Below are 22500 nucleotides of genomic sequence, written 5' to 3'. Positions count from 1 at the left end.
CTCGTCCGCTCAGGGTTAGTCGGGACCTAAGTCGAGGCCGATAGGCGTAGACGATGGACAACAGGTTGATATTCCTGTACCACCTCTTTTCCGTTTGAGCAATGGGGGGACGCAGGAGGATAGGGTAAGCGCACTGCTGGATATGTGCGTCTAAGCAGTTAGGCTGATGATGAGGCAAATCCCATCATCGTGAAGGCTGAGCTGTGACAGCGAGCGAATTATAGTAGCGAAGTTCCTGATTCCACACTGCCAAGAAAAGCCTCTAGCGAGGAAAAAGGTGCCCGTACCGCAAACCGACACAGGTAGGCGAGGAGAGAATCCTAAGGTGAGCGAGAGAACTCTCGTTAAGGAACTCGGCAAAATGACCCCGTAACTTCGGGAGAAGGGGTGCTCTTTGAGGTGCATAGCCTCGAAGAGCCGCAGTGAATAGGCCCAGGCGACTGTTTAGCAAAAACACAGGTCTCTGCGAAGCCGTAAGGCGAAGTATAGGGGCTGACGCCTGCCCGGTGCTGGAAGGTTAAGAGGAGTGCTTAGCGCAAGCGAAGGTGCGAATCGAAGCCCCAGTAAACGGCGGCCGTAACTATAACGGTCCTAAGGTAGCGAAATTCCTTGTCGGGTAAGTTCCGACCCGCACGAAAGGCGTAACGATCTGGGCACTGTCTCAACGAGAGACTCGGTGAAATTATAGTACCTGTGAAGATGCAGGTTACCCGCGACAGGACGGAAAGACCCCGTGGAGCTTTACTGTAGCCTGATATTGAATTTTGGTACAGCTTGTACAGGATAGGTAGGAGCCTTGGAAGCCGGAGCGCCAGCTTCGGTGGAGGCGTTGGTGGGATACTACCCTGGCTGTATTGAAATTCTAACCCGCGCCCCTTATCGGGGTGGGAGACAGTGTCAGGTGGGCAGTTTGACTGGGGCGGTCGCCTCCTAAAGAGTAACGGAGGCGCCCAAAGGTTCCCTCAGAATGGTTGGAAATCATTCGCAGAGTGTAAAGGCACAAGGGAGCTTGACTGCGAGACCTACAAGTCGAGCAGGGACGAAAGTCGGGCTTAGTGATCCGGTGGTTCCGCATGGAAGGGCCATCGCTCAACGGATAAAAGCTACCCCGGGGATAACAGGCTTATCTCCCCCAAGAGTCCACATCGACGGGGAGGTTTGGCACCTCGATGTCGGCTCATCGCATCCTGGGGCTGTAGTCGGTCCCAAGGGTTGGGCTGTTCGCCCATTAAAGCGGTACGCGAGCTGGGTTCAGAACGTCGTGAGACAGTTCGGTCCCTATCCGTCGTGGGCGCAGGAAATTTGAGAGGAGCTGTCCTTAGTACGAGAGGACCGGGATGGACGCACCGCTGGTGTACCAGTTGTCTTGCCAAAGGCATCGCTGGGTAGCTATGTGCGGAAGGGATAAGTGCTGAAAGCATCTAAGCATGAAGCCCCCCTCGAGATGAGATTTCCCATCACTTTATGTGAGTAAGATCCCTGGAAGATGACCAGGTAGATAGGTCAGAGGTGGAAGCATGGTGACATGTGGAGCTGACTGATACTAATCGATCGAGGACTTAACCACAAAGAGTCATTTTTAAATGAACACATTGGTCGATATTCGGCTTTCTTGACATCAATCCTTTATCTAGTTTTGAAGGAACAAACCCTTCAATTGAATATTCGTCTGGTGATTATGGCGAAGAGGTCACACCCGTTCCCATGCCGAACACGGAAGTTAAGCTCTTCAGCGCCGATGGTAGTTGGGGGCTCTCCCCCTGTGAGAGTAGGACATCGCCAGGCAAATAGGAAAAGCAGCTCTTTATGGGCTGTTTTTTTGTTTGGTTGAAAGGAGAACGTAGGTTTAAGAGTTGTGATTGGATTTGAAAAATAATATATGGATATTGAAAAAATAAACTCCGGATCTCCCCTGAACATCCCCTGAACGATTCCCCAATTGTGTTTTCTCACCTTTTTAATTAAAACAATCAACTTTTCCCCTTTTTAGCCCATTATTTTGTCTATTTTCATTAAAAACCCTTCTAGTGATTGAAAAGCGAGTGACGTTCTTCTTAAAATGAATCAGTTTTACCAAAAATACAAGAAAATGAACACGCACATCAGAGCGCCATCCGATATATTATCGATAATCGACTTTTTATTATCGAAACCAAAGAATCAATTATCGAAAATCCGACTTTTAATATCGAAACCGATGATCCTTTTTTCAAAAGCGTTATGAAATTATCAGGAGCACCTCCTTATTCTCGTAAATCAGTATTTATTATTAAATCACCATCAAATAGCCAGTAAGTGCCTCAACTCAAGCTAATGGCCGGAAACTCCCTATTCTCCTCATCCACTCCATTCATCCCCCAAAATCTCTAAGCACCCCAGAAATTGCTATCCATCCGCCCATTGAAGTATCATTTAACTAAGAACGAAAACCAAGGAGGAGATCATTGTGACGTCCATTTATGATTTTACAGTTACGAAATCGAACGGAGAAGAGACCTCATTAGAAGAGTATCAAGGTAAGGTCCTGCTGATTGTAAACACAGCGAGCAAGTGCGGGTTTACTCCTCAATTTGAAGAGTTACAGGGCATGTATGAGGAGTTTCAAGAGGAGGGACTCGTGGTTCTCGGGTTTCCAAGCGATCAGTTCATGAATCAGGAATTTGAGGAGCAGGGCGAGATTATTGAGTTTTGCCAAACAAACTATGGAGTGTCGTTCCCGATGTTTAAGAAAACGGATGTAAAAGGAAAAAGCGCTCATCCGTTATTTAAGTTTTTAACGAAAGAAAAGAAGGGGCTCTTGGTCTCGGATATCAAATGGAACTTCACCAAATTCCTGGTGGATAAAAATGGTGAGGTATATGAGCGTTATTCACCTCAGACCAGTCCAAGGAAAATTGAAGGTGACATCAAGTTGTTATTGGAGCGTTGATGAATGGAAAGAGGAAGATGGTGAAGATTCCTTCCTCTTTCCTCTACATTTTTTGCTTAAGTAGGTCCAGTAACAGATAGGGTGCTTTCTGGGTTGTAACGTTCAGAAAGGACCGTATGATGGGATAATCTTCGTTTGTACGGTTTTTTAATAGTTCAATCCACCATTCTGTTTCGTAACGGGCAATCATGCTCAGGTTATAGAGGATGGCATAGTGGATCAGAATTTCAGGAATGAAATTTTCTTCATTCCGGTTGCTTGGCAGGGCGAGTCGATTTTTGCTTAAATGCCACCTTATTGGCAGCTGTTCACTTATGTCAGGCACATGCAGGACATTCTCCTTTGTCCATTCATAATTTCCTGTAAGTTTTGCATTTAGATATTGGAGGAACAAGTCCTGGGACATATGAAAATTATCAAGTACTACTTCATCGATGAGAAGTTCATTTTCTGAATTGAACCAGATCATTGTCTGTCTTTTCAACAGGATTTGAAAGGCTTCCTCCAACTCCGGGATTTGTACGAGCAGGTCCTCCATCTTCAGTTTTTCACCTACGATGTGTTTCACGTGGAACACCAGGGTCGAGAAGTGTGAAAACAATCCATTCTTTTGAACCTTCACTTCGTCCTGGAGAAAATGATAATGCTGCTTCTTTCTTTTCCGGGAGGTTACCCCATGAGCGAGTACCTGGGTGGTTTCAGGATATAAAGGATCCTCCGTTAAAACGATCGCTTTAATAAAATGGATGTACCCGTAAAATAATAAGATTGGCTGCAGTGACAGAGGAGATTGTGTAGCTTGTCTATAATAAAGTTCTCCTTGTTCCAGGTAGTACATGAATGAATAACAGTTATCATAGCTTTTTGTTTCAGCCTGAGCGAAACCGATTTTTTCATAGCATTTCTTTAGAAACTTCTGGGAGTATTCAGCAGACTGGAAGTAGTGAATGAAGTCCCATTGTTGATGTGTGCTTTCCATTTCATCACCCTCTAACTATTCTGAAAAGTTAAACTAATTCTGATGTTCTTGACAGTATTTTAACCAATTGATAACCTACTAATAATATTTTGGGACTAGGGAGGCCGAAAAATATGTGGGAATCTAAATTTGCTAAAGAAGGTTTAACGTTTGATGATGTTTTACTAGTACCTGCAAAATCTGAGGTATTACCAAAAGATGTAAACATTTCAGTTGAGTTAACAGACTCAATCAAGCTCAATGTTCCAGTCATCAGTGCTGGGATGGACACTGTAACAGAAGCTGAAATGGCAATTGCAATGGCTCGCCAGGGTGGACTAGGTATCATCCACAAGAATATGAGTATCGAGCAGCAGGCTGAGCAGGTTGATAAAGTAAAACGGTCTGAGAGTGGAGTTATTTCAGATCCATTCTTCTTGACTCCTGAGCATCAAGTATTTGCAGCTGAGCACTTGATGGGCAAATATAGAATCTCTGGTGTTCCGATTGTGAACAATGAAGAGGAGCAAAAGCTGGTTGGGATCTTAACGAATCGTGACCTGCGTTTCATTCAGGATTTCTCAATTCAGATATCTGATGTCATGACGAAAGAAAATCTCGTGACTGCTCCGGTAGGCACAACCCTAGATGAAGCGGAAAAAATCCTTCAGCAGCATAAGATTGAAAAGCTGCCGCTTATCGATCAGGAAGGCGTACTAAAAGGTTTAATCACCATTAAAGATATTGAAAAAGTAATTGAGTTCCCGAACTCTGCGAAAGACAGTCAAGGGCGCTTATTGGTTGGGGCAGCTGTAGGAATCTCCAAGGATACTCTCACACGCGTCGAACAGCTTGTAAAAGCGAATGTCGATGCGATTGTCATCGATACAGCCCATGGACATTCTGCAGGCGTTCTATCCGTTGTGAGCGAAATTCGCGCAGCGTATCCTGAGCTGAACATTGTGGCAGGAAACGTGGCAACGGCTGAAGCAACAAGAGAACTGATTGAAGCAGGGGCTGACGTTGTAAAAGTTGGAATCGGACCTGGATCAATTTGTACAACACGTGTAGTTGCAGGAGTGGGCGTACCTCAAATCACTGCCATTTACGACTGTGCAACTGAAGCGAGAAAACATGGTAAAGCCATCATTGCCGACGGTGGAATCAAGTTCTCAGGAGACATCGTGAAGGCACTTGCATCAGGCGGACATGCTGTCATGCTCGGAAGCCTGCTTGCAGGTACATCTGAAAGCCCTGGAGAAACAGAAATCTTCCAAGGCCGTCGTTTTAAAGTATACCGCGGTATGGGCTCATTGAGTTCAATGGAAAAAGGATCAAAAGACCGCTACTTCCAGGAAGAAGCGAAGAAATTTGTTCCTGAAGGCATTGAAGGCCGTATCCCTTATAAAGGGCCGCTCGCGGATACGTTGTATCAACTGATCGGCGGGCTACGCTCCGGAATGGGCTATTGCGGTACGAAGAATCTCCATGAGCTGCGTGAGAATGCCCAATTCATCCGCATGACGGGTGCAGGCCTCCGCGAGAGCCATCCGCACGATGTACAAATCACGAAGGAAGCACCAAACTATTCACTATCATAAGACTAGTAAAGGACCGGCAGCTGACCGGTCCTTTTTTTTTGGAAAAATCGGCTAAATGAAGAGGTCGCAAGTCCCTTGTCCTATGCCAAAACTAGGAATATTCTCTGTCTATTCTTACCTTTCGAACTATGATAAAATAACGAAGGTGTACATAAAAACTTGGAGGGCTAAAAGTGAAAAGAAGTTGGGTTCAAAAATCTTTTGTTTGTTTCTTGGTATTATTGATGGCAATGAGCATGGTGCAAAAACCGGCAAGTGCTCAAGGGGATTTAGATGTTAACGCAAATGCTGCGATTTTAGTAGAAGCAAGTACCGGTAAAGTTTTATATGAAAAGAATTCAGAAACGGCTCTTGGAATTGCAAGTATGACGAAGATGATGACTGAATACCTTCTGCTTGAAGCGATAGAAGAAGGTAAAGTGAAGTGGGATCAGGAGTATACGGTTCCTACGAATGTCTCTAAGATGTCTCATAACACGTCACTAAGTAATGTTTCACTGCGTGAAGAAGGAACGTATACGATTAAAGACTTATATGAATCCATGGCTATCTATTCAGCGAATGCTTCAGCAATGGCGATAGCTGAAACGATTGCCGGTTCGGAAGCCAACTTTGCGAAATTGATGAATAAAAAAGCTGAAGAACTTGGATTGGAAAATTATAAATTTGTTAACTCATCAGGATTGAACAATAAAGACTTGGCACCTTATGTCGATCAAGTTGTCGGCGGAGCTGAGGAAGAGAATGTGATGTCGGCTAAGGATACTGCTACGCTTGCGTACCGACTTCTGAATGATTTTCCGGAAGTACTGGAGACATCGAGTATTGCGAAAAAGGTATTCGCTGAAGGCACCGAAGATGAATTTAATATGCCTAACTGGAACTGGATGCTTCCAGGTCTGATTCGTGAGTATGAAGGCATGGACGGGCTCAAAACAGGTACTACCGACTTTGCAGGAGCATGTTTCACAGGTACTGCAGAGCGTGACGGAATGAGATTCATCACGGTTGTGATGGACGTCCAGGTCGAACCTGGTGAAAATTCGTACGATGCCCGTTTTGCGGAAACCAGAAAAATGATGGACTATGCTTTTAATAACTACACAATGCAAGAACTTCTTCCTGCAGATTACAAGATCAAAGGACAAAAGACCCTTCCGGTAGTAAAAGGAAAGGAAAAAGAAGTTGGCATCAAGTCTGAATCTGCTTTGAACATGGTTGTAAAGAACGGTGAAGAAGATCAGTACAAGCCTAAATTTGTTGTAGACAAGAAGAAGCTTAATGAAGATGGTAAGCTGACCGCGCCTGTTAAGAAGGGCGAAAAAGTAGGTTATGTTACATTAGAATCAAAAGACAAGAATGACCTAGGTTACCTGACTGACAAGGGATCTAATGGAGCTAAATCTTCTGTCGTGACAGTCGAAGGAGTCGAAAAAGCAAACTGGTTCGTTCTTTCGATGAGAGCTGTCGGCGGATTTTTCGGAGATATTTGGGGTTCTGTAACATCAACAGTAAAAGGCTGGTTCTAACTTCATAGAAAGACTCCAGGTTATAAAATGACCTGGGGTTATTTTTATATTTACTGCTCATGAGGGAACCGGGGTTAATTCCATTATATACATATACCCGATAAGTAAACCCTATCCGCTTTTCATCTTGTCCAGCTCCAGGGCTTAGAGGCACATGTCATAAGCCAAATCGGCCAAGAAGGCAAAGAACGCCTTCCCGTCCGATTCGGCTTATGCCACCCGCCTCTGACCAAAGCCCTTCCGCTTTTCGTCTTGACATAACCCTGTTTTTGTTGTTTATTTAGCAGTAGGGCAATATCATCATTCCGATTGTTTTAGTCAATTTTTCCTGCAATTTCTGCTGAAATGAAAAGAAAAAATAGACAGGCATAGGATAAATATAAGGGGGATACATAAATGAATACTGGTACAGATCGTGTTAAAAGAGGTATGGCTGAAATGCAAAAAGGCGGCGTCATCATGGACGTTGTCAATGCAGAGCAGGCAAAGATTGCTGAAGCTGCGGGTGCAGTTGCGGTAATGGCTTTAGAACGAGTTCCAGCTGACATCCGTGCTGCTGGCGGCGTAGCGAGAATGGCAGACCCTCGTATTGTGGAAGAAGTAATGGGAGCTGTAACGATCCCGGTTATGGCGAAAGCGCGTATCGGTCATATCGTTGAAGCGCGAGTACTTGAATCAATGGGTGTGGACTATCTTGATGAGAGTGAAGTATTAACACCTGCTGATGAAGAGTATCATTTAAATAAAAGAGATTTCACGGTTCCATTCGTATGTGGATGCCGTGACTTAGGCGAAGCAGCACGTCGTATCGGTGAAGGTGCATCGATGCTTCGAACAAAAGGTGAGCCTGGAACAGGAAACATCGTCGAAGCGGTTTGTCACATGCGTAAAGTGAACGCTCAGGTGCGCAAGCTTGTCAGCATGAGCACAGACGAAATCATGACAGAAGCAAAGCTTTTGGGTGCTCCATATGAATTATTATTAGAAATTAAAGAAAACGGCCGTTTACCGGTTGTTAACTTCGCTGCAGGCGGTATCGCGACTCCGGCTGATGCGGCTCTTATGATGGAACTGGGTGCTGACGGTGTATTCGTCGGTTCAGGTATTTTCAAATCTGAAAACCCTGAGAAGTTTGCAAGAGCGATCGTGGAAGCGACTACTCATTATCAGGACTACAAGTTGATTGCTGAACTCTCCAAAGAACTTGGAGTTGCGATGAAGGGTGTAGAAATTTCTTCTATCCTTCCTGAACAGCGCATGCAAGATCGAGGCTGGTAAGTCTATGATGAAAATAGGTGTATTAGGACTTCAAGGGGCTGTCAGAGAGCATGTACGATCAATTGAGGCATGTGATGCCGAAGCGGTGGTTGTGAAGCGTACAGAGCAGCTGGATGGACTTGACGGTTTGATCATGCCTGGCGGTGAAAGTACGACGATGAGACGGCTTATCGACCGCTATGGATTTTTAGAGCCGCTGAAAGAATTTGCAGCAAGCGGGAAACCGATTTTCGGCACGTGTGCCGGCCTCATTCTTTTGGCAAATAAGATCGTGGGTTATGATGAACCCCATCTTGGTGTGATGGATGTCATGGTTGAGCGTAATTCCTTTGGTCGTCAAAAGGAAAGCTTCGAAGCCGATTTGAACATTGCCCATGTGGGAAATCATTTTAATGCCGTATTCATTCGTGCGCCTCATATCGTAGAAGCGGGAGAAGATGTTGAAATCCTCGCAAAGCACAATGACCGCATCGTTCTTGCACGCCACGGGCAATTCCTGGGATGTTCATTCCATCCCGAATTGACAGACGACCATCGCCTAACGGCTTACTTCATCGAGATGGTCAAAGAGTCAAAGGAAAAAGCAGTTTTATAATAATGTTTAATTGTGCGTGATCCCGACGATGGAAAAGGGTTAGTACCAGCGGTTTATTGGAGTGCAAGACGAAGACTCCTAAACGAAAAGCGGAAGGGCTTTGCCCAGAGGCGGGTGGCATAAGACGAATCGGCCATGAAGGCGTTCTTTGCCTTCTTGGACGGTTTGACTTATGACATGTGCCTCTAAGCCCCGCAGCTAGACAGTTGACTCTCCCTCATAAGGAGGCTCACGGGCTACCCGCGGAAAGCGAAGTCTTGCACGGAAATCATTAGCGGTAATTAAACAAGTTCCAAAAAACATTGGCATAAACCTATTGCAAAATGGAAAACATTGTAGTAGATTATGAAATAACCAATATGAGTTTAAAACGTTGACAGGAAATAGTAGTGAAGACTTCTAGCCAAAAGAGAGCCGGTGGTTGGTGCAAACCGGTGCAGAATCTTTGCGAATCCATCCTTGAGTGAAATACTGAACCATTCAGTAGGTATTTTCGGTGATTCCGTTATCATCTCTAAGAGGAAAGCAGCTCTGCTGTTTTCAATTAGGGTGGCAACGCGGAAACCTCCGTCCCTTTTACCAGGGACGGGGGTTTTTTATATTCTCCGGATCCTGCCATCGTTCTAACCAATAAACACAGATATTTTAAAGGAGGAAGAAGCATGTTAGACATCAAATACTTACGTGCCAATTTGGAAGATGTGAAAAACCGCCTTCAGCATCGCGGCGAAGATCTTGAGGACTTTGATAAGTTTGAGGAACTCGATAAGAGAAGAAGAGAGCTTCTTGTGGAAAGTGAAAACCTGAAGAGCAAGCGTAATGAAGTATCTCAAAAAATTGCTCAGATGAAAAAAGACAAACAGGATGCCCAGGACATGATCGTTGAAATGCGTGAAGTCGGGGGGATGGTCAAGAAGCTTGACGAGGAACTTAGAGGCATCGAGGAAGAGCTGGAGCGGATCCTTCTGTCTATCCCGAATATCCCTCATGAATCTGTTCCTGTCGGCGAAACAGAGGACGACAACGTGGAAGCCCGTAAGTGGGGCGAAATCCGCGAGTTCGATTTCGAAGCAAAGCCTCACTGGGATATTGCAACAGGACTTGATATCCTTGACTTTGAGCGTGCAGGGAAAGTAACGGGAAGCCGCTTTGTTTTCTATAAAGGCTTGGGTGCAAGACTGGAACGTGCCCTGTTGAACTTCATGATGGATCTCCACATGGATGAGCACGGATATACGGAAATGATCCCGCCATTCCTTGTGAACCGCGCAAGCATGACAGGGACAGGACAGCTGCCGAAGTTCGAAGAAGATGCTTTCCGTATCGAAAGTGAAGATTATTTCCTTGTTCCGACTGCAGAAGTGCCTGTGACAAACTATCACCGCGATGAAATCATCAAAGGGGAAGAGCTGCCGCTCAGCTATGTAGCCTACAGTGCTAACTTCCGTTCTGAAGCGGGATCTGCCGGACGGGATACAAGAGGACTGATTCGCCAGCATCAATTCAATAAAGTGGAACTTGTCCGCTTTGTGAAGCCGGAAGATTCTTACGATGAGCTTGAGAAGCTGACAGGCCATGCAGAAAAAGTCCTTCAGCTCCTGGGACTGCCATACCGCGTTTTATCAATGTGTACTGCGGATCTTGGCTTCACGGCTGCAAAGAAATATGATATCGAGGTTTGGATTCCAAGCTACGGCACATACCGTGAGATTTCTTCTTGCAGTAATTTCGAAGGCTTCCAGGCAAGACGTGCGAATATCCGTTTCAGAAGGGAAGCAAACGCGAAGCCTGAACATGTTCACACATTGAATGGTTCTGGATTGGCGATCGGCCGTACCGTTGCCGCTCTGTTGGAAAACTATCAGCAGGAAGACGGATCTGTCATCGTACCGGAAGTTCTTCGTCCTTATATGGGCGGGGCAGAAGTGATTAAATAATAAGGTTGAAAAAGGTATCCGGTGCGTTCCCCGGATACCATTCATTTTTTTTGTTAAAAGTGCTTGACTCTAATTTATCACCATGGTATTATAATTCTTGTCGATACGGAGGAATACCCAAGTCCGGCTGAAGGGATCGGTCTTGAAAACCGACAGGGGTGTTAAAGCCCGCGGGGGTTCGAATCCCTCTTCCTCCGCCATTGATTTATTAATAACCATAGCGCATAAAATTTGGAGATTTTAAATTCGTTACTGGAGATGTAACGAATTTTTTTGGTTTCTATAGAATTTTATAAATTGATAATAGTTTGATAATTTGAGGATTTATTATTGATGATAGTTCTTTTGAATACCGCTTTTGATTTCCGTGGAAGACTTCGCTTTCCGCGGGCGGTTGGTGAGCCTCCTTATGAGGGAGAGTCAACTGTCTAGCTGCAGGTCTTAGAGGCACATGTCATAAGTCGAACCGTCCAAGAAGGCAAAGAACGCCTTCATGGCCGATTCGTCTTATGCCACCCCCCTATGGGCAAAGCCCTTCCGCTTTTCGTTTAGGAGTCTTCGTCTTGCACTCCAATCAACCGCTGGAAAAGGCCTAATTGTACAACATATAAAAAACCCGCACTAATTTGCTTACTAAAAAGCAGATCAGTGCGGGTTTTACTAGGTCTAAAACAATTTTGTCCAAGCCTTTTTCTTTTACTTCAGGTTTTCAATATCTTCTCTTGTATTGGTTTCATTGTTATAGTTCAGCACGCCCATTTCTTTGATGTTTCTGCGTGTTTGGTCGGTTCCCAGTTTGAAGATCATTTCATAAATTTCCTTCATGGAGTGGTCATATTGTGCATTTTCCGGATCCTTATGGTATTCGCGGAAGGGGATATGCGCCCTGGTAAATGTCGACATTTCATCATCATGATTCTTCTCTAATAGTGTCTTCAAGTGGTTGACTTCTTCTGGAGTAGCGTGAATTTGATAGCTTACACTTTTCGCTTCTTCGGCATGAGGGACGATATCACCGCTGCTGATATCTATAAAGTACGTATCTCTCGTTTCCATGCTATTCATCTCCTTTTATTTCTTCTTGTTATATACATACCTCCCATCACGTGCGTATAAACGAGTGGGGGAGTGTTCATATAAAAAGAGGTGCCGCCATCATGGGCTGCACCTCTTCTTAATTTAGCTTTTTAACATTCTTGTTTGTTCTATGAAATACCCGATTCTTTCTACAATCGGCTCAATCGAGTTTTCATCGTTGACCAGATCATATTCACTGATGTCCAGGCGGAGGACAGGGCATGCGTTGAAGGAGTTGATCCAGTTTTCATAACGCTGATGCATTTCTTCCCAGTATTCAATCGGTGTTTGTTGTTCCATCGGACGGCCGCGCTCACGGATGCGGTCGATGACGTTGTCGAGAGATCCTTCCAGATAGATAAGCAGATCTGGATGAGGGAAGTAAGGTGTCATCACCATCGCATCGAAAAGACTTGTATATGTTTCGTAATCGACGTCTGACATATTGCCTTTTTCATGATGCATTTTGGCAAAGATGCCTGTATCTTCGTAGATCGATCGGTCCTGGATGAAGCCGCCGCCATATTCGAAGATTTTCTTTTGTTCCTTAAATCGTTCTGCCAGGAAGTATACCTGCAGGTGGAAGCTCCAGCTCTTGAAGTCCTGATAGAATTTATCCAGATACGGGTTGGTATCGACTTTTTCGAAGGATGTACGGAATCCGAGGGCATTTGCCAATCCGTTTGTCATCGTGGACTTCCCGACTCCGACTGTTCCGGCAATGGTAATGACAGCATTGCTTGGGATGCCGTATTTATTGCGAAGATTCATGATAGTGAACTCCTTTTTTAAGTGTAGTATCTAATTGAGTTAGAATATTGTCCAAGTCATCTTTGTTCTGGACGAAGTCAATGTGGTCGCCATTGTAGCGAAGAACAGGGATATCCGGGTGAGTTTCTTCAAATGTGTTCATATATTCTTCATAATCCAATGATAATTGTTTTAAATAAAGAGGGCTGATTTTCTTCTCAAAGTCTCTGCCTCTTTTTTCAATGCGCTTCAGCAGTGTGTCTAAACTCGCATTTAAGTAGATCACCACATTAGGTCTCGGCATGTCAGAAGTCAAAATATCATAGATCTTAAGATATTTGTTGTACTGCTGCTCGTCCTTCAATGTACGTTTAGCAAAAATGATGTTCTTTAAAATATGATAATCCGCTACAACCGATTTGTCTTGAGAGATATAGTATTTATCGATATCCTCCAACTGCTTGTATCGATTGCATAAGAAAAACATCTCTGTTTGAAAACTCCACTCTTCAATATCATCATAAAATTTATCCAAAAACGGGTTTTCATCGACGATTTCCCTTAATAAATGAAAATGGAAGTGTTCAGAAATCGCTTTAGCCAGAGAAGTTTTTCCTACTCCAATCGGGCCTTCAACCGTGATGAAAGGAATTCTCCCCATTTCATGTCCTCCTCATATTACAACTATCTATGTGTGTTTTTATATGTGTATAAATAAAATAACGACAGGAATTATTGTAACACAATAGTTGAATGGTTTGTTCAGGATATTTACAAGATCCGTCAAAATTCGGCTCGTTGTTAACATCGGTTATTTATCTTCTTTTTTTAGTGAAAATAAAAAAGCCGGCAGTATAGGTGATTATAGATTTACCTAAATGCCAGCTTCTATTTATTTTTATGAATAATATGCAGGAGAGAAGGGGGAAGTAAGTTTCTTGTTACCTTTACTTCTCTCCAGTAATTCATAGGATACTCTTTTCATTAAGTGTCTAAAGGTTATATAATGAGAAGATAATCGAAGTTTGTATTTTCAGGGAAATAATTGTGGTAATTTGTCTGGATATCTGAGGAAATATAGCATAGTGTGTGTTCAGCCATGCAAGAACAAATTCACCCGATGCATATCGTCCAATCCCGGCAAGATAAGGTTTTTATATCGCATATCGCCTGCCGATACACCTTGATAATACCTTAGCTTATTATTTGCCCAGGCCGGAAGGGTGCTAATAGTCACTTGTATGTATCATATCGCTGGGTGATATGACTCTTGAAAGCAGACTCATTTAACTTAAAATGATAATAAAAACGGAGGTATGATATGCGAAACGATATACAACCGTATGAACGATCTTTCACTTCGAAGGAAGCGGCAGAACAAGCAGGCATTGCAACTCCGACGGTCAGGAAATATGGTCAAATCTTAGAGAGAAATGGATATGAGTTTTTAAAAGATGGCGATCGGCGGATCTTTGTGCAATCCGATATTGATGCACTCATAGCTTTGCGCGATACGGACAATCCGCTGGACGATACGGCTAAAATCCTTGCACATCAACAAAAAGAAAGATTGGAAGGATCCGGCAATACAGACATATCGACAAGCGATACATACAATCATTTGCCTCAGGATCCAAATCAATTAAAAGAAATCTTATCCTATTTAGCCAATGAACTTGCTGCTTCCCGCGAAATGAATCTTCAAGTCGTGAATGAGATGAACCAGCTTAAGACTCAGGTGTCAAGGCTGAAGCAGGATCACCATGATTTAAGCTCCAATATTTCAAATTCAGCTCAAAAAACGCAGCGGAAAATTGAAGAATTATCGAAACTGCAAAAGAGTCAATACGAAACGCTCCTGGATCAAGAAATACAAAAAAATGAATTCTTACAGACCGAGCTGCAGAAACTGCGGGAAGAGCAGCAAAGAGAATGGCGTGCTCAAAATGATTATAATAAACGCTTGGAAGAAGCGATACAAAAGCCAAAAGATAAATGGGAATGGCTTTTCTCTCTATTCCGCAAATAAATTTACCGTTTCACCACGTTAAAATTATCGGTGATCAGCAGCCAGTTCTGAGGGAACGACAAGCCCAGCTTCCAGTAGCTCATCCCTCTCAGTTTCAATTCTTTCATAAGATCGAATTTGGCTTGGATGCTCCGGGCATCTTCGAACCATACTTCATGATCTTTTCCTTCAGCACTGTATTTAAAAAATGGGGCCTGTGCTTTCTGGTCGTATTCGATGGGAACGTTGTTTGCAGCCGCTATTTCAATTGCCTGCTGAGGGCTGATCGCTTTCGCAGTTGTTCCCGGCTTGAACGGGAGTGTCCAGTCGTACCCATAAAGATTTTGTCCCATCATGATCTTGGAAGCCGGCATTTCTGTAAGGGCATATTCGATCACTTCACGAACAGGTCCGATGGGAGAGACGGCCATGGCAGGTCCGCCGCTGTATCCCCATTCATAGGTCATGATGACAACGAAATCGACAATTTCCCCATGAGCTTTATAATCATGTGCTTCGTACCATTTCCCTTTCTGATCTGCGCTTGTCTTTGGAGCTAAGGCCGTGGACAGCAGCCAGCCCTCCTGATCAAAACGCCTCTTTGCTTTTCGCAGGAATTGATTATATGCTTCCTTGTCTGCGGGCCGCAGATATTCAAAATCGAAATGGATATCACGGAACCCGTATTTTTTCGCGGTTTGAACGATGTTATTAAGGAATTTATCCTGGATGGCCATATCATTCAGGAGGATGCGCCCGAGTTCATCGTTAAACTGGCCCTCTTCCTGATTCGTAATCGCCATCATCAGTACATTTCCGTTATCCTTGCCCGTTTGCAGCAGGTTTCCCATGGGAGGTTCCTGCAGCGTACCGTCACGCTTCGCCTGGAAGCTGAAAGGAGCAAGGTATGTCAGATAAGGGGCTGCTTCTTTGGCACTTTCCTCTAAATTCGGAGCCACTTCTTTCCCATACGGTTCCACATAGGCGTTGAATTCTGCTTGTACTTTCGGTTTCGGTGGCACATATAAACGCTGATTGACCTGAAGCGGCAGATTGGGTGATATGCCATTTATCCTCGCCAGCTCCTGATAAGGAACCCCCACTTTTTGACTGATTGACCATAAGCTGTCGCCCGGCTGCACGTAATAAAAGCTGCCGACGATCGGGATCACGAGTGATTGACCGATGACAAGATTATCCGGATTCGGAAGCTCATTCGCTTCCACTATATCGTTAACAGTTGACCCATACGCTTGAGCAATGCCGAACAACGATTGGTTCGGCTGGACAACATGAATTTGCATACTAAGGCCCTCCCTTTATCTTCACTATAATCAGCCTATGAAGAGGGAAGGCAGGTTATGCCGGTATTTTGTTCAGTGGTCTGAAGTGCTGTGTTCAGGTACCGGGTGCCTGGCTCAGAATACAGGTTTTGAGCCAGGCTCAAACGAAGTGATTTGAGCCGGGCGCGATTTCCGGGTCAAATCAGTATAACGGAGCCTGGGTCAACTCCACGCACTATCAATTCTGCAGTAGTGTCCCGGTATCATCGATATTCGCCTTCAACACATTCTTCATCATCGTCAGGGCATAATGGTTATCTTCTTCACTCACGGAAGCGATGGCGTCTTTTGGTACATACAAGGTAAATTCCCTCATATATGCGTCGTTTGCGGTGAACAACACACAGATGTTTCCGGCGATCCCTGTAAGGATGATGTTTTTTATCGACAGATGATGAAGCAACGTATTCAGGGATGTCCCGTAGAATGCGGAATGCTTCGGTTTTATGAGAAAATAATCGTCTTCAGACGGGCGGAGCGGGGTAATGATATCCGTACTTGTTTTGTTGCGGCATTTTTCATAAATGAGTTTCAAATCTGCTTTCCATAATTCATAGTGATCATTGATATAGATAACAGGATGGCCTGTTTCTTTACAGTAATCACGCAGGTCGTTAATCGGTTTTACAATCTTTTTGGTATGCTCGGCAAGTGTCTCCCCATGTGAGAAATCAAATGGATTCATGATATCGATCACCAGTAGAGCGGTATCTTTAGGTATCATCAGGTAGGCCCCTTTCCTTTATAGTTTGGAATGTTTGGGGAAATTTTATAAAATAAAAAGAAGGAATCTATGAGTAGGAGTTCTATATGAAAACAAGAGAAGAACATTTTATGATGGAAGCGCTGAAAGAAGCGGAAAAAGCAAGGGAGATCAATGAAGTGCCGATTGGCGCTCTCGTGGTGATGGGGGACGAAATCATCGGCCGCGGCTATAATCTGAGGGAAACGACCCAGAATGCCATCACCCATGCAGAGACTCTTGCCATCCAGGAAGCATGTGAAAAAGTGGGGACATGGAGGCTCGAAGGTGCAGAACTCTATGTGACGCTGGAACCGTGTCCGATGTGCTCGGGTGCGATCATCCTTTCGCGGATTGAAAAAGTGGTATACGGCGCAGCCGATCCGAAGGCGGGATGCGCAGGTACGCTGATGAATCTTTTAGACGACAACCGATTCAACCACCAATGCGAAGTCGTGCCGGGAGTGCTTGAAGAAGAATGCGGGTCGATCCTTTCTGAATTTTTCAGGGAGCTCAGGGCAAGGAAGAAAGCCGGGAAGAAGAATAAACCATCTTCGTTGTAAATAACTTACAGTCACAAACCATTGCTTTTTAACGTAAACCCTAGTATACTTAATCTTGCGTCGTTGATGACGCAACTTAATATTTGGTATCAATTTTGCCGTGCTAGGTGGGGAGGTAGCGGTGCCCTGTACTCGCAATCCGCTCCAGCGAGGCCGAATTCCTTTCCGAGGCTTGCATACTGTAGGGCCTGCCTCAAGTAAGTGGTGTTGACGCCTGGGTCCTGCGCAATGGGAATCCATGAACCATGTCAGGTCCGGAAGGAAGCAGCATTAAGTGGAAGCTCCCATGTGCCGCAGGGTTGCCTGGGCCGAGCTAACTGCTTGAGTAACGCCTATGGTTGCTTGTCGACGAAAGGTGCACGGCAGTTTCATACATATACAACAGCTCATCCTGTATCGGGGTGGGCTTTTTGTTTGAAATGAATGTGTTTCAAAGTTTCCTGAATCAGTCCCCGGTTTTCTTTGTAATCCTGCCTGAAATTACGTTATAATAAATAAGATCATATATGAAAAGTGTCATCCGGCATTCAGGCCGGAGGGTCAGGCTGAATGTGCCTGATTGGACACAGGACGGCATTATAAATGGAGTATACATACATAAAAAAGAGGGGGGAGTATTTTGGCATATCAAGCATTATATCGTGTGTGGCGTCCGCAGTCATTTGTAGATGTCGTCGGGCAGCAGCATGTTACGAAAACACTGCAAAATGCTCTCCTACATCAGAAAATTTCCCATGCGTACCTTTTTTCAGGACCACGCGGAACAGGGAAGACGAGTGCAGCGAAGATCCTTGCCAAGGCGGTCAACTGTGAACGTTCACCTGTTGCCGAGCCTTGCAACGAGTGTGACGCATGTAAAGGGATCACGGACGGGTCCATTCCGGATGTCATTGAAATTGATGCTGCTTCGAATAACGGAGTAGAGGAAATACGTGACATACGCGATAAAGTAAAGTATTCACCGAACGTGGTGGAGTATAAGGTCTATATCATCGATGAGGTTCATATGCTTTCCATCGGGGCCTTCAACGCCCTTTTGAAAACATTGGAGGAACCTCCGAAGCACGTCATATTCATATTGGCGACCACCGAGCCCCACAAGATTCCGCTAACGATCATTTCCCGTTGCCAGCGCTTTGATTTCAAACGGATCACAGCCAGGGATATCGTCGGAAGAATGAGTCATATCGCCACTGAGTCGGGTGTGAACTATGAAGAGAATGCCTTGGCGGTCATCGCAAGAGCGGCCGAGGGCGGAATGCGTGATGCACTCAGCCTGCTCGATCAGGCGATTTCCTTCAGCCAGGATGTTGTCACCGTGGATGATGCGTTAACGGTGACCGGTGCCGTTTCCCAAGGGTATTTGAATACACTCGCAAAGGCGATCCTTGAAAAAGATGTCTCAAAAGGCCTGGGTGCGCTCGAAGAACTTCTTTTCCAAGGAAAGGACCCGGCCCGATTTGCGGAAGACTTCATACTGTATTACAGGGATATGCTTCTCTATCAAACGGCTCCAAACCTCGAGGAATCGATGGAAAGGGTCATGCTCGATGATGAATTCAAGGAGCTTGCACATGAAACCCAGGCAAGCCAGATTTATCAATATATCGACGTACTGAATCAAGCGGGTCAGGAGATGAAGTTCACCAATCATGCCCGCATCTACTTAGAGGTTTCCATCGTGAAGCTTTGCCAGCTCGAAGCGCCTCGAAGCGCGTCTTCACCTGAAGTCGGCGAAATGATGAAAAAAATCCAAACGCTTGAAAAAGAAATCCAGCAGTTGAAGGCAAATGGCGTTCCTGCTCAGGCTGAACCTGCTGCACAGCCGGCTAAAAAGCCTGTGCGTGCAAAGAAAGGCTTCCGTGCGCCGGTCGGGCAAATTCAGGAAGTACTGAAGAATGCAACGAAAGAAGATCTTAACCTGGTCAAGAGCCGCTGGGGAGACATGATGGAAACCCTGAACCAGCGGCAAATGCGCTCCCAGGCTGCCCTCTTGAATAATGCAGAGCCGGTGGCGGCAACAGCAGGTTCGTTTGTGTTAAAATTCAAGTATGATATCCACTGCCAAATGGCGATGGAGAACCAGGCTTTCATTTCAAGCATGGATTCCATCCTGCAGGAGCTCACCGGAAGCAGCTACTTCCCGATCGGGATTCCCGAAGACCAGTGGCTCCCACTAAGGGAAGAGTTCATCCGCAACACACAAACGGATCCCGGGGACGGCGAATCGGGTGAAGCAAAGGAAGAGGATACCCTTCTCTCGGAAGCAGAAAAGATTGCCGGCGATTTAGTGGAACTCAATGATTGATGAAAGAAATACCACATTAAGTGTATGAATAATGTTAATAAAAACTATTGGAGGTCATGAACTATGCGTGGAATGGGTAATATGCAAAACATGATGAAACAGATGCAGAAGATGCAAAAGAAAATGGCAGAAGCACAAGAGGAGCTTGGTGAAAAGGAAATTGAAGGATCTGCCGGCGGCGGCATGGTCACTGTCATCGTTTCAGGTCACAAGCAGGTCCTTGATGTAAAGATCAATGAAGAAGTAGTAGATCCGGAAGATATCGATATGCTTCAGGATTTAGTGCTTGCTGCGACAAACGATGCACTTAAGAAAGCAGACGAATTAACGAATTCTACTATGGGTCAATTCACTAAAGGAATGAACCTGCCGGGAATGTTCTAGGAGGCAATATCATGCATTATCCTGAGCCTATATCAAAGCTGATCGACAGCTTTATGAAATTGCCAGGAATCGGGCCGAAAACTGCGGCCCGACTGGCTTTTTTTGTACTTAGCATGAAAGAAGACACTGTATTGGACTTTGCAAAAGCACTCGTGAATGCAAAACGTAATTTAAGCTATTGCTCTGTCTGCGGTCACATTACGGACCAGGATCCTTGCTATATTTGTGAGGATCAGCGAAGAGATCGCAGTATCGTCTGCGTGGTCCAGGACCCCAAAGATGTTATTGCGATGGAGAAGATGAAGGAATATAACGGTCTTTACCATGTCCTTCATGGTGCCATTTCCCCAATGGATGGAATCGGCCCTGAGGACATCAACGTACCGGACCTGATTAAACGTCTTCAAAGCGACGAGGTGCAGGAAGTGATTCTTGCGACAAATCCGAATATCGAAGGCGAAGCAACCGCCATGTATATTTCGCGGCTCGTCAAACCATCCGGCATCCGCATCACACGTATCGCACACGGCTTGCCTGTGGGCGGGGATCTCGAATATGCGGATGAAGTCACATTGTCAAAAGCCCTTGAAGGAAGAAGAGACGTTTAAAAGGGAGAGAGCATCTATGTTTTTCCGTAAAAAAGGGAAACTCAAACGAGAGTACGATCAAGCCCTGCTTCGAACCTTGGAAGAAGCAAAAGAGCATTGGAATCAGCAGCGAAGCATCGATGAGATGAGTGTAGACTACAATCTGAATCTTCACTGCTCTTCGAAAATCGCTGAAGCAAAATATTTTTTCTTATTTAGAGAAGCGAAACATAGAAAGATCGTCATAAAAAGGTAGACAACCCTCATATCCTTTCAATAAGAGATTGTTAATGTTCTATGTTGAGAGGAGAGAGGGTATGAACCCGGTAATCGTGATTTCTGTAATCAGCGGACTCATCGTCCTTCTGTTAATTACAGGCACACCCATCAAACCGCTGCGATTTGTAGGACAAGTCGCCATGAAGGTCATGATCGGAGCACTATTTCTATTTTTCCTGAACGCCTTTGGCAGTCAGTACGGAATCCATGTCCCCATCAATCTGGCGACTTCCTCCATTTCGGGAATCCTTGGCATTCCTGGAGTGGTGGGGCTGACAGTGATACAGATGTGGATTTTGTAAAGTATTTCGAAAGAATCAGCAGCCTTTTGTGAGGGCTGCTTTTTCATTATTAAAGGTTTTTAATGTTTTACATAATTAGTCCCAAGAAAGGTGGTCATGAGATGAAGATTGTAATTGCCCCCGATTCCTTCAAGGGCTCAATGACAAGTATAGAAGCTGCAGACGCAATACAAAGAGGGGTTGAGCAAGTAAATTCATCCTGGGAAACCACTCTCGTTCCCATGGCTGATGGAGGAGAAGGGACTGTGGAAGCCATCATGTCCATTCTTGGCGGGGAAAAGATCGATAGAAGAGTCCGTGATCCACTCGGAAGACAAATTCAAGCAAGTTTCGGATGGCTTTCAGAGACAAAAACAGCCGTTATAGAAACCGCAGCTGCTTCCGGCCTTCCTCTTTTAACCTACTCTGAATTAAACCCCGAAGACTCATCTACATATGGTACAGGTGAGCTTGTTGAATGTGCATTGGATCTTGGAGTGCGGCGGATCATCATTGGATTAGGCGGCAGTGCCACGGTTGATGGAGGAACGGGTTTTCTTCAGGCATTGGGGATCCACTTCCTAGATGAAAAAAGAGTTGAGCTCTCGCAGGGCGGAAAAATACTTGGCCATATACACACAATCGATTCATCGAATCTTGACCCCCGGCTAAATGACGTGGAATGGGTGGTGGCGTCGGATGTCACCAACCCGTTACTGGGAGAAGAAGGAGCTGTCAGTATATTTGGCCCTCAAAAAGGAGTCACCAAGGACAAATCGATGATCTTTGAAGCCGGAATGAAGCACTATGCTCAAAAAGTAAGGGAACATACAGGAATAGACTGCAGTACAGATAAGGGAAGCGGCGCTGCCGGCGGCTTTGGGTTTGCCCTTAAGGCTTTTTTCAATCCCTCTTTCCAAAGCGGCTTCAGCCTTATTGCGGAACTCGGTGGTTTACACAAGGAAATCAAAGAGGCTTCTTTAGTCCTGACAGGGGAAGGGAAAATGGATGCTCAGTCTCTCTATGGGAAGGTGCCGGTCGGCATCGGAAGAATAGCTAAGGAATATCATATTCCCACAGTCGCATTCACCGGTAAACTAGAAGGAACTACACAAAACGTTTCTTCCGAAGGGATAAGCCTGGTATTTCCGATAGTGGACTCACCCATGTCACTGGATGACGCAATGAAAAACGGCTCAAAACTACTGGAGAAAGCGGCTGAAAGATTGATGAGAGCCATGACACTTAATAACAAAAAATAAAACTAGCCTACTCCCTGACGCACGGGGAGAAGGCTTTTACCTTCCTACTTTAAACTATTCAAAAACGTTTCCGGCATCACCACTGCTAC

Annotated in this window: 21 protein-coding genes, 1 tRNA gene, 2 rRNA genes, 1 other RNA gene and 1 other annotated feature (2 of these 26 running past the window's edge); of the genes, 18 read left to right on the top strand and 7 right to left on the bottom strand. The window is 45.0% G+C overall.

Features of this window, described 5'->3' with window-relative positions:
* The 3 genes from HWX64_RS12015 to HWX64_RS12005 all read left to right on the top strand — a co-directional run.
* Positions 1-1567 (top strand): 23S ribosomal RNA (locus tag HWX64_RS12015) (it extends 1369 nt beyond the left edge of the window).
* A gap of 101 nt (positions 1568-1668) precedes the next feature.
* Positions 1669-1785, top strand: a 5S ribosomal RNA gene (rrf, locus tag HWX64_RS12010).
* Positions 1786-2446: 661 nt separating this feature from the next.
* Entirely contained in the window at positions 2447-2929 is a 483-nt protein-coding gene (locus tag HWX64_RS12005; protein ID WP_175989812.1) for a glutathione peroxidase, read from the top strand.
* Between the two features lie 43 nt (positions 2930-2972).
* Here the strand turns inward: HWX64_RS12005 and HWX64_RS12000 are convergent, their stop codons facing one another.
* Entirely contained in the window at positions 2973-3908 is a 936-nt protein-coding gene (locus tag HWX64_RS12000) for a YaaC family protein (RefSeq protein ID WP_175989811.1), read from the bottom strand.
* Positions 3909-4021: 113 nt separating this feature from the next.
* Here HWX64_RS12000 and guaB point away from each other — a divergent pair, with 113 nt between their 5' ends.
* The 6 genes from guaB (at position 4022) to HWX64_RS11970 (ending at position 11027) form a co-directional block, all read left to right on the top strand.
* Positions 4022-5488, top strand: a complete 1467-nt coding sequence (gene guaB, locus HWX64_RS11995) for an IMP dehydrogenase (RefSeq protein WP_175989810.1) — start codon at positions 4022-4024, stop codon at positions 5486-5488.
* Positions 5489-5661: 173 nt separating this feature from the next.
* Positions 5662-7017, top strand: a complete 1356-nt coding sequence (locus HWX64_RS11990) for a D-alanyl-D-alanine carboxypeptidase family protein (RefSeq protein ID WP_175989809.1) — start codon at positions 5662-5664, stop codon at positions 7015-7017.
* Between the two features lie 396 nt (positions 7018-7413).
* Positions 7414-8295 carry a pyridoxal 5'-phosphate synthase lyase subunit PdxS gene (gene pdxS, locus HWX64_RS11985; protein WP_175989808.1) on the top strand — a complete coding sequence of 294 codons (882 nt, stop codon included), beginning with the start codon at positions 7414-7416 and terminating at the stop codon, positions 8293-8295.
* A 7-nt stretch (positions 8296-8302) separates the two neighbouring features.
* Positions 8303-8890: a pyridoxal 5'-phosphate synthase glutaminase subunit PdxT gene (gene pdxT, locus HWX64_RS11980; RefSeq protein ID WP_303049489.1), complete on the top strand. Its 588-nt coding sequence runs from the start codon at positions 8303-8305 to the stop codon at positions 8888-8890.
* A gap of 364 nt (positions 8891-9254) precedes the next feature.
* Positions 9255-9468, top strand: a binding site (T-box leader).
* Between the two features lie 84 nt (positions 9469-9552).
* On the top strand, positions 9553-10827 hold the full coding sequence (gene serS, locus HWX64_RS11975; RefSeq protein WP_175989806.1) for a serine--tRNA ligase: 1275 nt from the start codon (positions 9553-9555) through the stop codon (positions 10825-10827).
* A 107-nt stretch (positions 10828-10934) separates the two neighbouring features.
* A tRNA-Ser gene (locus HWX64_RS11970) sits at positions 10935-11027 on the top strand.
* A gap of 496 nt (positions 11028-11523) precedes the next feature.
* On the opposite strand, the gene HWX64_RS11965 is transcribed toward HWX64_RS11970, so the two are convergent.
* From HWX64_RS11965 to HWX64_RS11955, 3 genes are all read right to left on the bottom strand, one after another.
* Positions 11524-11883, bottom strand: a complete 360-nt coding sequence (locus HWX64_RS11965; RefSeq protein ID WP_175989805.1) for a hydrolase — start codon at positions 11881-11883, stop codon at positions 11524-11526.
* Between the two features lie 123 nt (positions 11884-12006).
* Complete coding sequence (locus HWX64_RS11960; protein ID WP_175989804.1) at positions 12007-12675, bottom strand: deoxynucleoside kinase; 669 nt, start codon at positions 12673-12675, stop codon at positions 12007-12009.
* Positions 12659-13315 (bottom strand): deoxynucleoside kinase, encoded by a 657-nt coding sequence (locus tag HWX64_RS11955; RefSeq protein WP_175989803.1) that lies wholly within the window; start codon positions 13313-13315, stop codon positions 12659-12661. The genes HWX64_RS11960 and HWX64_RS11955 overlap by 17 nt, the downstream gene beginning before the upstream one ends.
* A gap of 660 nt (positions 13316-13975) precedes the next feature.
* Between HWX64_RS11955 and HWX64_RS11950 the strand changes: the two genes are divergently transcribed.
* On the top strand, positions 13976-14683 hold the full coding sequence (locus HWX64_RS11950; protein ID WP_175989802.1) for a hypothetical protein: 708 nt from the start codon (positions 13976-13978) through the stop codon (positions 14681-14683).
* Between the two features lie 2 nt (positions 14684-14685).
* On the opposite strand, the gene HWX64_RS11945 is transcribed toward HWX64_RS11950, so the two are convergent.
* Both HWX64_RS11945 and HWX64_RS11940 read right to left on the bottom strand, forming a co-directional pair.
* Positions 14686-15966, bottom strand: a complete 1281-nt coding sequence (locus HWX64_RS11945) for a LysM peptidoglycan-binding domain-containing protein (protein ID WP_175989801.1) — start codon at positions 15964-15966, stop codon at positions 14686-14688.
* A 217-nt stretch (positions 15967-16183) separates the two neighbouring features.
* Positions 16184-16729, bottom strand: a complete 546-nt coding sequence (locus HWX64_RS11940; RefSeq protein WP_175989800.1) for an isochorismatase family cysteine hydrolase — start codon at positions 16727-16729, stop codon at positions 16184-16186.
* A gap of 86 nt (positions 16730-16815) precedes the next feature.
* Between HWX64_RS11940 and tadA the strand changes: the two genes are divergently transcribed.
* The 8 genes from tadA (at position 16816) to HWX64_RS11900 (ending at position 22411) form a co-directional block, all read left to right on the top strand.
* The gene (gene tadA / locus HWX64_RS11935; protein ID WP_175989799.1) at positions 16816-17310 is read left to right on the top strand and encodes a tRNA adenosine(34) deaminase TadA; all 495 of its coding nucleotides are present in this window, start codon (positions 16816-16818) and stop codon (positions 17308-17310) included.
* 98 nt (positions 17311-17408) lie between these two features.
* Positions 17409-17673: signal recognition particle sRNA large type (gene ffs / locus HWX64_RS11930), an RNA gene on the top strand.
* A gap of 256 nt (positions 17674-17929) precedes the next feature.
* Positions 17930-19618, top strand: coding sequence for a DNA polymerase III subunit gamma/tau (dnaX, locus tag HWX64_RS11925; RefSeq protein WP_175989798.1), 1689 nt, complete (start codon positions 17930-17932; stop codon positions 19616-19618).
* Positions 19619-19681: 63 nt separating this feature from the next.
* Positions 19682-20002 (top strand): YbaB/EbfC family nucleoid-associated protein, encoded by a 321-nt coding sequence (locus HWX64_RS11920; RefSeq protein WP_175989797.1) that lies wholly within the window; start codon positions 19682-19684, stop codon positions 20000-20002.
* A gap of 11 nt (positions 20003-20013) precedes the next feature.
* Positions 20014-20610 (top strand): recombination mediator RecR, encoded by a 597-nt coding sequence (recR, locus tag HWX64_RS11915; RefSeq protein ID WP_175989796.1) that lies wholly within the window; start codon positions 20014-20016, stop codon positions 20608-20610.
* 16 nt (positions 20611-20626) lie between these two features.
* The gene (locus HWX64_RS11910) at positions 20627-20845 is read left to right on the top strand and encodes a YaaL family protein (RefSeq protein WP_175989795.1); all 219 of its coding nucleotides are present in this window, start codon (positions 20627-20629) and stop codon (positions 20843-20845) included.
* A 61-nt stretch (positions 20846-20906) separates the two neighbouring features.
* The gene (locus HWX64_RS11905; RefSeq protein ID WP_175989794.1) at positions 20907-21170 is read left to right on the top strand and encodes a pro-sigmaK processing inhibitor BofA family protein; all 264 of its coding nucleotides are present in this window, start codon (positions 20907-20909) and stop codon (positions 21168-21170) included.
* A 101-nt stretch (positions 21171-21271) separates the two neighbouring features.
* The gene (locus HWX64_RS11900; protein WP_175989793.1) at positions 21272-22411 is read left to right on the top strand and encodes a glycerate kinase; all 1140 of its coding nucleotides are present in this window, start codon (positions 21272-21274) and stop codon (positions 22409-22411) included.
* A gap of 44 nt (positions 22412-22455) precedes the next feature.
* Here the strand turns inward: HWX64_RS11900 and HWX64_RS11895 are convergent, their stop codons facing one another.
* Positions 22456-22500: the final stretch of a PaaI family thioesterase gene (locus tag HWX64_RS11895; protein ID WP_175989792.1), read on the bottom strand. Its footprint extends 441 nt past the window's final position; 45 of the gene's 486 nt are visible here — the last part of the coding sequence; its start codon lies beyond the right edge, outside the window — the gene reads right to left on this strand; the stop codon is at positions 22456-22458.

Origin of the sequence: Bacillus sp. Marseille-Q1617 (assembly GCF_903645295.1) — a bacterium.
Taxonomy (GTDB): domain Bacteria; phylum Bacillota; class Bacilli; order Bacillales; family Bacillaceae_B; genus Rossellomorea.
This window is presented reverse-complemented; position numbering and strand designations above follow the sequence as displayed.